General features: G+C 49.6%; 13 protein-coding genes. 6 read left to right on the forward strand and 7 right to left on the reverse strand.

Annotated features, from left to right (window positions below):
* Positions 1–263 precede the first annotated feature (263 nt).
* Positions 264–1,727 (forward strand): S41 family peptidase, encoded by a 1,464-nt coding sequence (locus H583_RS0104545; protein WP_028559435.1) that lies wholly within the window; start codon positions 264–266, stop codon positions 1,725–1,727.
* A 161-nt stretch (positions 1,728–1,888) separates the two neighbouring features.
* Positions 1,889–3,178, forward strand: coding sequence for a PDZ domain-containing protein (locus H583_RS31895; RefSeq protein ID WP_036708468.1), 1,290 nt, complete (start codon positions 1,889–1,891; stop codon positions 3,176–3,178).
* Positions 3,179–3,327: 149 nt separating this feature from the next.
* On the opposite strand, the gene H583_RS0104555 is transcribed toward H583_RS31895, so the two are convergent.
* Genes H583_RS0104555 through H583_RS0104575 form a run of 5 tightly spaced genes read right to left on the reverse strand, consistent with a single transcriptional unit; the run spans position 3,328 to position 8,390 of the window.
* On the reverse strand, positions 3,328–4,191 hold the full coding sequence (locus H583_RS0104555; protein ID WP_028559436.1) for an aldose epimerase family protein: 864 nt from the start codon (positions 4,189–4,191) through the stop codon (positions 3,328–3,330).
* Between the two features lie 54 nt (positions 4,192–4,245).
* Positions 4,246–5,334, reverse strand: coding sequence for a GerAB/ArcD/ProY family transporter (locus tag H583_RS0104560; RefSeq protein ID WP_028559437.1), 1,089 nt, complete (start codon positions 5,332–5,334; stop codon positions 4,246–4,248).
* A gap of 14 nt (positions 5,335–5,348) precedes the next feature.
* Positions 5,349–5,582, reverse strand: a complete 234-nt coding sequence (locus H583_RS0104565) for a hypothetical protein (protein WP_028559438.1) — start codon at positions 5,580–5,582, stop codon at positions 5,349–5,351.
* Positions 5,583–5,588: 6 nt separating this feature from the next.
* The gene (locus H583_RS0104570) at positions 5,589–6,818 is read right to left on the reverse strand and encodes a Ger(x)C family spore germination protein (RefSeq protein WP_051235985.1); all 1,230 of its coding nucleotides are present in this window, start codon (positions 6,816–6,818) and stop codon (positions 5,589–5,591) included.
* A gap of 6 nt (positions 6,819–6,824) precedes the next feature.
* A complete protein-coding gene (locus H583_RS0104575) occupies positions 6,825–8,390 on the reverse strand; it encodes a spore germination protein (protein WP_081666980.1) in 1,566 nt (521 codons plus the stop codon).
* 201 nt (positions 8,391–8,591) lie between these two features.
* Here H583_RS0104575 and H583_RS0104580 point away from each other — a divergent pair, with 201 nt between their 5' ends.
* The 4 genes from H583_RS0104580 to H583_RS0104595 all read left to right on the forward strand — a co-directional run bounded on the left by H583_RS0104580 (position 8,592) and on the right by H583_RS0104595 (position 11,319).
* Positions 8,592–8,912 carry a PadR family transcriptional regulator gene (locus H583_RS0104580; RefSeq protein ID WP_028559441.1) on the forward strand — a complete coding sequence of 107 codons (321 nt, stop codon included), beginning with the start codon at positions 8,592–8,594 and terminating at the stop codon, positions 8,910–8,912.
* Positions 8,909–9,469 carry an HAAS signaling domain-containing protein gene (locus tag H583_RS0104585; protein ID WP_028559442.1) on the forward strand — a complete coding sequence of 187 codons (561 nt, stop codon included), beginning with the start codon at positions 8,909–8,911 and terminating at the stop codon, positions 9,467–9,469. Before H583_RS0104580 ends, H583_RS0104585 begins: the two co-directional genes overlap by 4 nt.
* Positions 9,470–9,472: 3 nt before the next feature.
* Positions 9,473–10,372, forward strand: a complete 900-nt coding sequence (locus H583_RS0104590; RefSeq protein WP_028559443.1) for a DUF4097 family beta strand repeat-containing protein — start codon at positions 9,473–9,475, stop codon at positions 10,370–10,372.
* A gap of 224 nt (positions 10,373–10,596) precedes the next feature.
* A complete protein-coding gene (locus tag H583_RS0104595; protein ID WP_028559444.1) occupies positions 10,597–11,319 on the forward strand; it encodes a response regulator transcription factor in 723 nt (240 codons plus the stop codon).
* 184 nt (positions 11,320–11,503) lie between these two features.
* Here the strand turns inward: H583_RS0104595 and H583_RS0104600 are convergent, their stop codons facing one another.
* Positions 11,504–11,722: a hypothetical protein gene (locus H583_RS0104600; protein WP_028559445.1), complete on the reverse strand. Its 219-nt coding sequence runs from the start codon at positions 11,720–11,722 to the stop codon at positions 11,504–11,506.
* A 128-nt stretch (positions 11,723–11,850) separates the two neighbouring features.
* Complete coding sequence (locus H583_RS0104605; protein WP_028559446.1) at positions 11,851–12,756, reverse strand: manganese catalase family protein; 906 nt, start codon at positions 12,754–12,756, stop codon at positions 11,851–11,853.
* Positions 12,757–13,296: the final 540 nt, after the last annotated feature.

Genomic DNA, 13,296 nt, shown 5'->3' on the forward strand with positions numbered 1-13,296 from the left:
GCCTCCTTGATATAGAGGGGGCTCACGCCCTCTCTGAACTTCACTATACATAAAAATCATCCCTATATTAAACTTAGTGGTCTTTTTATAAACCTTATGTTTATGTAAGGTTTTTTCTTTTGATGGATTATCTATTCCCAGACGAAACCATTATAATGAAGCTGATGGAACGGCCGGAAACCAACAACAAATAATTCCCAATGGCTTGTCATATACTAGCATGGATAAACAAACCGGTATGATGTGAGGGTGGGTGTAGAACGATGAATTTCAAAGGCCGGACAGTGCTTGTTTTTGTTCTGCTTACTATGGTGGCGTCTGTACTGGCGACGCTGGTGCTTGCAGACCGGTTGGTCCTCGGAGGGCTGGGGAGCGGCAACGGGCTGGCAGCCGTATTGCCATCCGGACAGCCGCAAGGGTTGACCAAGCAGGAGGAAAGCAAGATCGGTGCAGTGTTGTCTCTGATTGAAACAAAATATTACAAGGCTGTAGACCGGGGAAAAGTGGTCGACGGCGCCATTAACGGCATGATATCCGCTCTTGGCGATCCTTATTCCTCCTATATGGAAAAAGAAACAGCTGAACAGTTCACCGAATCTATCGAAGGTTCCTTTACCGGAATTGGTGCGGAGGTGACGATAGATAACGGTGATATTACTGTTGTGTCGCCAATCAAAGATTCACCGGCGGAGCGTGCAGGCCTGATGCCGAAGGATGTGCTCTTGTCGGTGAACGGAGAAAGCCTTCAAGGGTTGCAGCTTAACGAAGCGGTAGCCAAAATCCGCGGACCAAAAGGGACCAAAGCCAAACTGCAAATTAGACGCAGCGGCGTATCCCAGCCAATATCACTTGTTTTGGTACGGGATGATATCGATGTCGAGACTGTCTATGCCAAAATGCTTGAAGATAATATCGGCAAGATTGAGATACGCCAATTCTCCATGCATACCGGCGAACGCTTCCTGAGTGAGCTGGAGCAGCTTGAGAAGAAGGGGATGAAGGGGCTCATCATTGATGTCCGCAATAATCCGGGCGGCGTGCTCCCGGTAGTCGTCTCTATTGCCCAGCCGTTCGTTCCTGAAGGGGAGCCGATTGTACAGGTGGAAGAGAAGAGCGGCACCAAAGAGCAGACCTTGTCCAAGGGAACGGGCCGGAAATATCCTGTTGTCATTCTGATCAACAAGGGCAGCGCCAGTGCTTCTGAAGTACTTGCAGGCGCGCTCAAGGAGCGGGCGGGAGCAATCATCGTCGGTGAAACCAGCTATGGCAAAGGCACGGTTCAGGTCAGCTACAATAAGGTGCTTGGCGATGGAAGCCTGGTGAAAATGACCATTGCCAAATGGCTCACGCCGGACGGCAATTGGGTTCATGAGAAGGGAATTAACCCTGATGTCGAGGTTCTGCCGCCGGACTATTACAGTGCTCCGCGCCTGTCCAAGACCAAGGTGCTGACCAAAGATATGCTCAGTGAAGAGGTGCGAAGCATGCAGCTTATGCTTGGCGGGCTGGGCTACAAACTGGACCGCAAGGATGGTTATTTCAGCGGCGATACAGAAGCTGCTCTCAAGTCGTTCCAGAGCAGCCAAGGGCTGCCCGCTACCGGCAAACTGGACAGAACGTCTGCCGAGAAGCTGGAGCAGCAGCTGGTCCAATTTGTGCGTGACGAGAACAATGATGTTCAACTGATTCAGGCGGTTGAGACTGTGAAGGAAAAAATAGGACGTTAGCACACCGGCAGGATTCTGGTATGCATGCGTCGAATGATTAGAAGGCTGGTTGCTGTCTTGATTACGGGCGGCAGTACAGCCTTCTTTTTCAATCTGAGGAGCCACGGGCGTTTTATTCCGGATTTATGATCCTGTTTACGTTTTAGATAAGGAGTGAACAGATGCAACTGACCTTTGAAATATTGCGGCAGGCAGGTTCGGCAGTATTAGGGCTGCTGCTCCAGCCTTTCTATTACATCGCGGTACTGCTTATGGTGCTGCACTACCTTAGGCAAACCCGGACAGAACGCAAATTGTTTCATGTCCGCATGCAGGTGTGGCCTGTGCTGTTGCTTCGCTCTATGCTGTTCGGCCTGGCTGCCGGCGCGTGTGTATCCGTTCTTTCCTTTGGAATCGGGGCGGCGGTTACGATGCAGACCATCTATTGGCTGTGGGCGGTTGCGGGAGTGCTCGCATTGTTCCGGGTCCGCTACCTGTGCTTTGCTTATAGTGCTGGAATTATTGGCATCCTCCATTGGATCGCCGGATGGTTCGAACCACAGGCGCTGGGAGAGATGGCAGCTCCATTTGTTTCATCCCTGCAGAAGCTGGAAATTCCCGGTTTGCTGATTATCATTGCTCTGCTGCATCTGGCGGAGGCGCTTCTTGTACGCCTTCAGGGCAGGGAGCTTGCCAACCCGCTGTTTCTGGCAGGCAAGCGCGGAAAGCTGATTGGCGGCTACCAGCTTCAGGGGTATTGGCCGATTCCGATGCTGCTGCTGGTTCCGGCTCAGGCTGGCGCAGCCGCTGATGCCATGCTTCCTTGGGCCCCATTGCTGGGAGGAGATATTATGGCAGGCAGTTGGACGATGCTGGGCGTTCCGATGGTGATCGGATTCAGTGAGCTGACCCGCTCCCTGCTGCCGGAGCAGCGGGCCAGGCAGACTGCAAAGGCTCTGCTCTATTACAGTCTCCTTCTCGGTGCTGTTGCAGCAGCGGCCGCATGGTGGCCGCCGCTGACACTGGTTGCAGCGCTCTGTGCCCTGCTGCTGCATGAGGCAATTGGCTGGATAAGCTCGGCTGGTGAGCAGAAGCGGAGTCCATATTATGTGCATAATGACCAGGGACTTCGAGTGCTCGCGGTCGTGCCGGGTTCGCCGGCAGAGGCGCTCGGGATTGCGCCTGGAGAAATTGTACATAAGGTCAACGGTTATAGAACACTGACTCCAGAGGTGTTCCATCAGGCGATGCATACGAATTCCGCCTTCTGCAAGCTGGAGGTCATCAATCATGAGGGACATAGCAAATTTTTGCAGCGTGCCCGGTTTGCCGGGGAACATCACCAGCTCGGCATTATTTTGGCGCCGGACGAAAGCTCCGGCTACTATGCCGCTGCTAAGCCTGCCAGTCTGATTGAATTATTTGGGAGCAAGCCTGCTGCCAAAAGCCGTGACACGACTTCTTCCATGTGAACAGCCAATTACAAGCGGATTTGGCTCCATAAAAAAGTGTATCCCTGCAGCCATTCATTCTCTGGCTGGCGGGGATACACTTTTTGCATTTTTAAGTATACCGATTTACTTGGTACCTCTCGTTTCCCGAATTGAACAGCATCCAGTTATTACTCGGAAGCGATCTCCATCCACGCTTCCAGCGTGGTTCCGGCTTCGATAAGCGGAAGCTCCTCCTTGTGGTTCAGCTCATGTGTTTTAGCCATCCATGGTTCGACACATACGAATGGCTTACCCTCTACTGACCACAGCACCACATATTTGAATACGTCGCTGTAGGATAGTTTGACGCGGGTATCCTCTGCAATGGAGAAGGCGATTTCCGGCTTGCGGGCATCCAGCAGCGTCAGGGATTCTACCTTTCCGCTCAGATCAATTGCATGGCCGATTTTTTTGACTTCCATATCATTGTAATCCAAGTAAGCCGTCGCATCCGTTTCATAGACGAGTTCCTTGTTGGAAGTTGCAAAGTACGGGTGAAATCCGGCATAGACCGGCATCGGTTTGCCGGACAGATTGCGGTATTTCTGTTCCAGACGGAGCTTGCCGCCTTGAAGAATATAAGTGAACTCCAGCTCGAATTCGAATGGGTAAGAAACTAGTGTCGCTGCATCGCTGCGGAGAAGGACAGTCAAGCTGGCTGCGCTATCGGTGCTGGTGGATACGACCTCCCAAGGATTAGTCCGGGCAACACCATGGTTTTTCATCGCATAGGTTTGGCCCTCCCATTCATATTGGCCGTCTGTTAATTGACCGCAGATCGGGAACAGGATCGGATTGCCTCCGCGGATGTTGGCCTCAGGATCAATGAAAGTAGCCTGATCCAGATAGAACAGCTCCTTGCCGCCAAGTGCCAGCTGTATAGCGATTGCTCCACGTTCCGGGCAGATGCTTACCGAAGAGCGGGTATCTGCTTCAGTCAATTGATAAATTGTAAATGTATTTTCCAGCTTGTGAACAGCATAGTTGCTCATAATGGCATGATCCTCCTTATAATAAGCATTCTATTTGAAGCATACCATAGCCTGTCATAATTTTCGAATAGCAGCTACCACGGCGAGCAGAACAGGCAGCAGCAGGCCGAACGTACTGGCAAATGGAGGCCAAGTGTGAGCAGAGAAATCTTTAAAATAGATCACATTCGGAAAAACGAGCAGAGAGATCACAAATACAATCATGGCAAATGGAGTCACAAGTGAGCGGTGGGACTTTAACCGGAACAATTGTCCGAAGCCAAGGATAGCGGCATAAAAGCTAATCATGAGCTTGAAAAAAATCGTCACAAACCAGATAACGGCCATAACGATTTCGACCCGCTGAAAGAAATCCCCGATATGTATTTGCTTGGCCAGCGTATAGCTGGGGAAAGAATGGCGGGCTGTAAAATCGTGACCAAGCACGAGAATGCACAATAGGGTAATGGCAGTAAGAATCAAGCCGCTGAACAGAGCCGCGTTGAGAAAGCCTTTGGTAGCCTTGCTTCTGTTACTGACTGCCGGCAGGATCATCAGGAAAATAACAAGTTCCAGGTAAGGAATGCCCAAGATTGTAATACTGCCTCCTGCAATTTGTCTGATGCTGTTTTCCAGAAACGGAGCTGTCCGGCTCATATCGATGAGCGGGAGCACAGCAACCAGCATAAATCCGAGCATCACAAGCACCCAGGGAATAAAGATTTCCGAAGCACGGCCTACAACCTCCAGCCCGAGCTTGATACCCATCACAATAATTAGCATAAAAACGATATGAATGGCCTCGATCGGAGTTTCAGGGAGGGTCATGCTGGAAATAAAGTCGCCGATGGTGCACAGCACAAGAGAGGCTATCAGCAGGAAAAAACTGAAATAAAGAAAGGCGACAACATGACCCAGACCTTTCCCCAGAATGAGAATGGAAAATTCAATGAGTGTCTTGTCCGGAAAGCGCTGTGCTAGCGAAGCATACAACCAGACCAGCAGCAGTCCGCAAGCCACACCAAACAGCGAAGAGATCCAGCCGTCCTGCCTGGAAACAGAGGCCAGTGCCGAGGGAACAATAAGGATGGAACTGCCAAGACTGAACAGGACTACGAGCACCTTGAATTGATACAAGCTGATTTTCCCTTTTTCCATTTGCATTTCTTCACTCTCCCTCAAGAACCTGTAAAGGCAGAAATAATACGGCTTAGGGGGCTGTATAGCGCGACGATCGCATCCAGCGGATTGGACATTTTTACCTTGAGACTCTGGGCAGCAGTCAGGGCAAATGCAATCAGCATCAGAATGCCAAAGAAAGCCAGTTCTCTGAACTGTCCGTGCTTGAGCAAGGCGGGCGCTTCATACCAGATAATAACCGCTGTAAACAAAATGACGACAACAAGCCACATTAGAATTTATTTCTCCTTCATCTTGGGCAGGAACGAATCGGTCACGCTGCCGGTCCCCCCAATCTTGATATTAGCCACTACATCGACCTTGAGCTTTGGGAAGTAGACGGATTTCCATTCCTTCGAAATCTTCTTCCACTGTTTTGGCCGGGAACGGTAAATCATATCGCCAAAACCAAAAGAATCTGTTTTAAGCTGCTGTGACTTATGGATGGCAGCCTTGATGAAGGCCTCAATATTTTGGGCGGCCGCCTGCTCCATGTCCTTCATGGCAGCAAGGTTGCTCAGCGGACGTTCGCATTCCAGATCGGCTACATTTGCTTCGGCCTTAATATGTACAGAAGCCTGCGGCTGCCCGTCCACGATGCTTCCTTTCATTTTGCGTCCGCTTCGGAAGATTTCGATTGTCGCCTTGCCGCCGCCCGGGCATGACATACTGACCGGAACACTTTTAATTTTTCCTTTTAGAAAATTGTAAGCTTTCGTTTCTTGTGGAGTATACCAGCTTACCAGCCGGTCATTGTCAAACGCCCCCAGCCCTTCGTAAGACAGCAGGGCAGCGGGTGTAATCCTTGCGGTATTTGATTTGAGAGCTCCAGCACGGGTATCCCCTTTGATTCTCAAGGCGGCAAGTACGGGATCCGCTCCAGGGCTTAGCAAATCATAAATCAGGTCATGGAGGTTGATCTGGGTTGTTCCGCCCCAGTTTTTCTCCGCTGCTATCAAAGAGGAATGCAAATGATCGGACGGGATATTATCAAGCGGTGTCAATATTTTTAAAATATTTTCTGCAGTCGTTTGCTTGGCGACGATAATGAAAAAGTCCGTCCTCATCGCATGGTCTCTGGACAGAAAGTCGAGTGCCGGCGCGATGCCTTCTCTGGCAAGTTCTTCTCCAATAACCAGCATCTGAATATGGGAGGCATACACTTTGCGTGATGCGATTCGGGTGACCTCCCGCAGCGCGGCAAACAGTGTTTCGGTTGAAGTGATGTCCCGGGTCACGACGGGCAAAGCAATGCCGTTATTGCCTGTAACCGTTGTAATGACCGAAGGGTTCACAATTTGAACGGATAGCGTATATTTGTCACCGTGCTTGTCAATGCCGAGTGCAGAGGCGATCGAAAGCTCATTCAGTTCCTTGCGGCTCCAGCACCCGGTCAGCAGCAGCAGAGCCATGAATGTAACGGTCAATTTTACAAGATGCCGCATGGCTGCCTCGCCACTTCCTTTCATTCGTTTTTAATTCTCATTGGGCTGCTGTTTATCTACTGTACCGCGCTGACGGATCAGCCGCTGCTTGACGGTCAGCGCCCAATGCGGCAGCCGGATCAGATTGTCCTTCTGATCCTGCCTGATGTAAGGGGCGAGCGGTGCCATATAGGGGACCCCGAAGGAACGCAGGCTGCATAAATGGAGCGTTAACGCGAAAAGTCCAATCAAAATGCCGAATAGTCCGAAGCTGGCGGCAAGCGCCATCAGGACAAACCGGATCATCCGAATTGCAATCCCCATATTGAAGGAGGGAATGACAAGATTGGAAATCGCAGTCAAGGAAACTATAATTACCATGGCTGTTCCTACCAATCCGGCTTCGACTGCTGCTTGTCCGATTACGAGCGCGCCGACGATAGACACTGCCTGCCCGATTGCCCGGGGCATTCGTACGCCGGCTTCCCGCAGAATCTCAAAGATGATCTCCATAATAAGAGCTTCAATAAATGCGGGAAAAGGGATGCCTTCATGCTGGGCTGCCACTCGGATGAGCAGGGTAGTCGGAATCATCTCCTGATGAAAGGTAGTGGCTGCGATATAGGCTGCGGGAGCAAGCGTTGCTATAAACAGGCTGATATACCGCAGCAATCTGAGCAAGCTGCTAATGTCCGCACGCTGGTAGTAATCTTCAGCAGTCTGAATAAAGTGGGTGAAGAGAGCAGGGGCCAGTAATACAAACGGGGTGCCGTCAACCAGAATGACCACACGGCCTTCCAGCAGCCCGGCAGCCGCGACATCCGGCCGTTCCGTATTATAAATCGTCGGGAACGGGGTGAGACTGTCATCCTGAATCATTTCTTCAATATAGGCGCTCTCCAGCACCGCTTCCATATCAATGCGCTTCAGACGGCTGCGCACCTCGTTCACCAGTTCCTCATCGGCTGTTCCTTTCAAATACATGATGGAGACATCCGTCCTTGTCTTTCTGCCAATGGGCATCGTTTCAAGCCATAGGTTCTCATCCTTGATTTTACGGCGGATCAGCATAGTATTGGTACGCAGTGTCTCGGTGAACCCCTCACGCGGCCCGCGAATGACGGTCTGGGAAGCGGGCTCATTAATGCCGCGGTCCTGCCAGTCTCTTGTGCAGGCGCCGATTGCCTGCGTACAGCCGTTTAACAGGATGATCGTATCGCCGGAAAGCAGTGCGGAAATAAGCGACTCATAATTTGTAATATCGTGAATATCACCCGTACGCAGAATGCTGTTTTTTAAGAGCTGAAGCTGCTGATCCTTCGGATACCGACTGATTTCGGGATGAATCTTTTGCAGGTCTACCAGCAGGGAAACGAGGATATCTTTGGTGTTCGCAAGTCCTTCTGTATAGATCAGGGCGATATCCGGGTCGGATGAGGCATCCAGACTGAGACGGCGGACAATGACATCGTTACTATGGCCAAGCCTGTGCTGGATTTCATACAGGACCTCCTCAAGGCTGGATTTTAGAGGTGTACGGGATACCTTGGGCTGCTGTGTTGCCTGGGGGGTAAGGCTTTTGATAACTCCCATCATTGCTTTACGGAAAATGCCCATGTGAAGTCACCTGCTTCTGGATGTTTATAGAAAGTGTAACCATTTGGCAGGAATAGCATTCAAAAACAATAGCTATATTGTAATGTTGAATAGTAAGTGTTATAGTATAGAGGAAATATTTGAAATCAGGATTATACCGTCATTACCAGCTATTCATCAATGTTGAATAGTTGACAATAAATAATAGGGAGAATTACAGCAATGAATGTTCAGTTTAAAAAGGGCGTTCTGGAAATTTGTGTGCTTGTGCTGGCCTCCCGTGAGGACAGGTACGGGTATGAGCTTGCAGTCATGATATCCGAGAAGTTTGAGGTGGCTGTCGGGAGTGTGTATCCGCTGCTTAACCGTCTGACTCAGGAAGGCCTGTTTTCGACGTATCTGCAGGAATCCAAGGAGGGACCGCCGCGCAAGTATTACCGGCTGACAGAGCCTGGCTGGCATTATATGCGCGGGCTGATTGACGAGTGGAATGTGTTTACGGAAGCTGTGAATGAAATTATTGAGGAAGGATTGCGACCATGACGATCAAAGACCAATATCTTGGCGAATTGAATCATCTGCTCCATGTCATTCCGTCTGAACAAAGACAGGAATTGCTGCTTGATTACGAGCTTCATTTTCAGATGGCAATGGAGAACGGGCAGCCTGAAGAGCAAATTGCCCATGAACTTGGAGATCCGCGGGTAATTGCCAAGGAGCTGCTGCTGGGCTACAGGGTTCATCAGGCTGAAACTAAACAGAGCCCTGTACGGGTATCGCGAGCTGTATTTTCAGCGGTGAGTCTGGGCTTTTTTAATCTGATTTTTATGTTGGGGCCTTATTTGGCCCTGATGGGTATTTTATTTAGTTTATGGGTTGTAGTTGTCGTTCTGTGGGCGACCCCGGTTTTGCTGCTGGCAGATTGGGCGATAAACGAAACCTTTCCATTGACCGCCGTATTATCCGTTTGTGCACTAATTGCCGGATTGGCTTTGCTGGCTGGAGTAGGCATGACCAAACTGACCAAGGGTTTATTGTCAATGACAATGAAATATTTGAAATGGAATACTCGCGTCGTACGCGTGGTAAAGGAGAAATAGGCGATGAGAAAATCGGTATATGTCGGGGTGCTGCTCATTGCAGCCGGACTAATAGGTTTGTTTCTTGCTTACAAGCAAGGGGGCTTGCAGGAAGGCATTCAGACGAATAATGTGTCGGAGCGGCAGACGGCTAGTCTGGAGGGGATAAAAAGAATATCCATTTCGCCTTCTAGTGCGAATATCCGGATTACAGAAGGTTCAGCGGATGAAGCGCAAGTAGAAATGACCGGTGAACTGAGCAAAAGCATGACCGGCAAGGTCAAGCTTAAAGTGGAAAGCTCAGGAGACGAGTTGGGAATTAATGTTGATCATCCGAGTTTTAGCATTGGTTTTAACTATACTTCACTCACAATTAATATTACTCTGCCACCCCGCCTCTGGGAAGAGTTCAAGGTCGAAACGGGTGGCGGAAATGTACGGATTGACCGTGTGGAATCCAGGTATATCAAACTGGACGTAGATTCAGGCAATCTGGAAATCGGGCAGGCGAAATCTGAAGAGCTTCAATTCAGGCTTGGAAGCGGGAACGCCAAGCTTTATGGAGTTACGGCAAATGAGCTGGACGGCAGCAATGGATCAGGTAATATCAGGGTAGAGGGCACGGAGTTGAAGAGAACCCGGATAAACATGGGCAGTGGAAATATTGTTATCGCCGCGGACCGTCTTGCTGGCAGCACCGAGCTCGAAACGGGCAGCGGAAATATCGATGTTAATTTGAGTGAGCAGCCGGTATCACTTAGTGTGGAGGCGTCTATCGGATGGGGCAATTCCAATCTGAAATGGAGCGGCTATAATGATATGTCGCAAGAAGATGGCTTGCTGAAAGCAAGCTATGGAGATGGCGCTGTGCCGCTAAGGGCTGAGATCGGTTCAGGAAATTTTACACTTGGAAAAAATGAATGATCATTGTCCGGATAGGCTGCACCGTTTTGTAAAGAACGGCTGCGGCCTATTTTTAAAGTTCATAATTTTTGCGGCAATAGTCCTCCTAACAGATTACTAACGGTTTATTGTGACGCTTCGCCGCATATAGTAATATAAACTAGCAGGATCATCTAATGCATGTGTTGATGTCGTCTGAGTTCCAATAAAGCTTTTGTCAGCCTCTTTTGTCAGGGGGATGTAGAATGCACAAAATATTAATTATTGAAGATGATCCTATCATGGGGGACATGCTTTCAATGTATTTGCAGGAGGAGGGGTATCTCGTTCAGCAGGCGCATACGGGCATTGAAGGCCTAAGGCTGCTTGCCGTGTACGCACCCGATATTATCCTCCTGGATCTTATGCTTCCTGATTGGGACGGCGTGCGGCTATGTACAGAAATGCGCAGGCGTTCTGATGTGCCGATTATGGTTGTATCCATGAAAACGGAAGTTTCCGAGCGTGTAGAGGCGCTAAAAGCAGGGGCTGATGATTATTTGTGCAAGCCTTTTAGCATGCATGAACTGACGGCGCGTATCTATGCGATGATTCGACGGTCCAAAACACTTTCGGCAGAGCGGACAACCTTCATCCCGGATGAAGGTGCCACCGCCTCAAGTTTGCCGCCGGCCGCGGAAGTTGTCATGGACCCGCAAAAGCGGACGGTGGAGGTACGCGGGGAACGTGTGGAAACGACCTTCTCTGAATTTGAGCTGCTGCGCATGTTCGTCTCCCAGCCAGGGAGGGTGTTCAGCCGCGAGGATTTGATCAATGCGATTCGTGGAGATGAATCCTTCGTCACCGACAGAGCGATTGATGTGCACATCGTGAATTTGCGCAGAAAGATTGAGCGCAACGCCAAGGACCCGCAGTTCATTCGTACCGTATGGGGAGTCGGTTATAAATATATGCTCCCAGAAGTCTAGAAGCTGTTCAAAAAAGCTCACTTTCCTAAAGGGCGGCGTACCGGAAGCATCCGGCCCTTGGGAAGTGAGCTTTTTCATTGGTATGAGAAGCAACGCTTGTTTGAATGGCGGATTCGGGTCCCTGTGGGATGACGCGAACCTGGCAGACACAGGCGCATGTGCCGGACTGTGGATAAACTGACGGTCAGGAAACTTCAAGATACAGCTTTGTTCCGTCTGTATACTTCAAAATGGCAACGTCGCGAATTAACTCCACAGATTTAATTCGTTTCCACTTCTTGTAGAAGTCGAATTGCAGCGACATCTCCCCGAGCTTTGCGTTCAGCATCTCCAGATATTCCGAATGATCGTAGGCCAGATAGACCGGAATTGACTTGTTTTTGAACGTGATCATTTTAACCATCACGCGTCACCTCCATTTCTTTAAGCTTACTATACAGCAGATCATTTAGCTTGTTATAAAGGGCGCATGAGAACATTATTGTTTTTGCTAACAAATAATTAACAAAGTATTACCCCAGAAGTGAAATATTAATCAGGCTTAAGCCCCGCGCCCCGTTGCAGCCGTTTCACAATTTCAATGTAATCCTCAGCCGAAATGCCGGGCGCAAATTCTTCGGGCAGCTCTTTTAAATTCGGCACGGGCCCTCCTTCAGGTGTACCGATAATCACCTCCAAATCTTGACCGGTCTCCGGGTGGGTGCCTTTCCAGATTTGATTGATATCCCGGTAATCGTCCGTGCTGAAGGTAAACAGTTTGTTGCCCAGCCCCATATTTTCAAATTTTCTGGCCGCATCGAAGCTGCGGTTGCTCAAGTTTGGTATTGGAATCAGTTTGGTCATATCCACACCGGTGGCAATCTCCAGCGCTTTTGCATAGGCAAGCACATGGACCCCGCCGCGCACCAGCAAGTATCCGATGGTTTCCCTGGCGACAGGATGATTGGTCATTTCATAGACTCTCATTTTATGCGTTCTTGCTCCGCACTCAAGAAAAAAGTTATGCAGCAAATCCAGGATCAGGTTGCCGCTATTGAATACATAGTCACCACGCCAGGGTTGCCCCATAGAGTCACCAGCCAGAGAGGTCTGAGCAGTTTGAATAAAAAAATAGGAATTTCGTTTGTCCAGCCCTTCATTTAAAGGGGTCGAATCCGGTTTGCCCGGACGTGTCGTCCCCGTCAGGATCAGGTTGATTGATGTCCCGACAAGCTCAACGTGCCCGAATTCCTCGGCTGTAATGCTTGCCACCAGATCATAGAAAGGCTTGAGTTTGCTCTTTCCCCTAAAGTTAAAGGACTGGAATAAATAATTGTTCAGGGTGGACATTTCTCCGAACCGGCCCCCCATCAGCTCTTGAGTGGCAGCAGCAGCGTTAGCGTCCGGGTACGTGGAAGAAGGCAGCTCAATTTGGAGCTTATTGATGCGTGTGAACAAGTGTCTGTCACCTCATTTCTAATTCTACCCCAATTTATGAGGGGAAGAACCGCCGTAGACCATGGAAAGCTGCTGTGTTGTCCTGTTTGAATGGATGAAGCGCTATAAATAAGCCTTCCGGAAGTGCGTAGAAGAACTGGATTTTGTCTGCACACCGTTCATGCGTGAATGACTGGCTCATGATGGGAATATGTGCCCAAAGACTCAATTTTGCCGACCGTTGCTGGAATGCATTGGATGGATTAGTGTACAATAGAAGGAAAGCATCAGCAGACAAGTAAGCTGTTGCAAGCATGATAAAAATATAAGCGGTGCAAGGCTGTTTTCATTGAACAAAACGTGCAATGGAGCCGATATAAGGAAAGAGAAGAAATTGCCCGGGTGTCTGGCAGTGAATAGCATGCTTTGCCGATTGTCCATTCCAGCCGGTCACAAAGAATAAAAAGAAAATTGAAACGGGCTGAGCCTGATGCTTATTCTTTCTCGTCCATATATATTGAAGGCTCCCATACAAACTATAAGTCATCTCCTGCAGATGCC

Source organism: Paenibacillus pinihumi DSM 23905 = JCM 16419 (assembly GCF_000422505.1).
Classification (GTDB): Bacteria; Bacillota; Bacilli; order Paenibacillales; family Paenibacillaceae; genus Paenibacillus_D; species Paenibacillus_D pinihumi.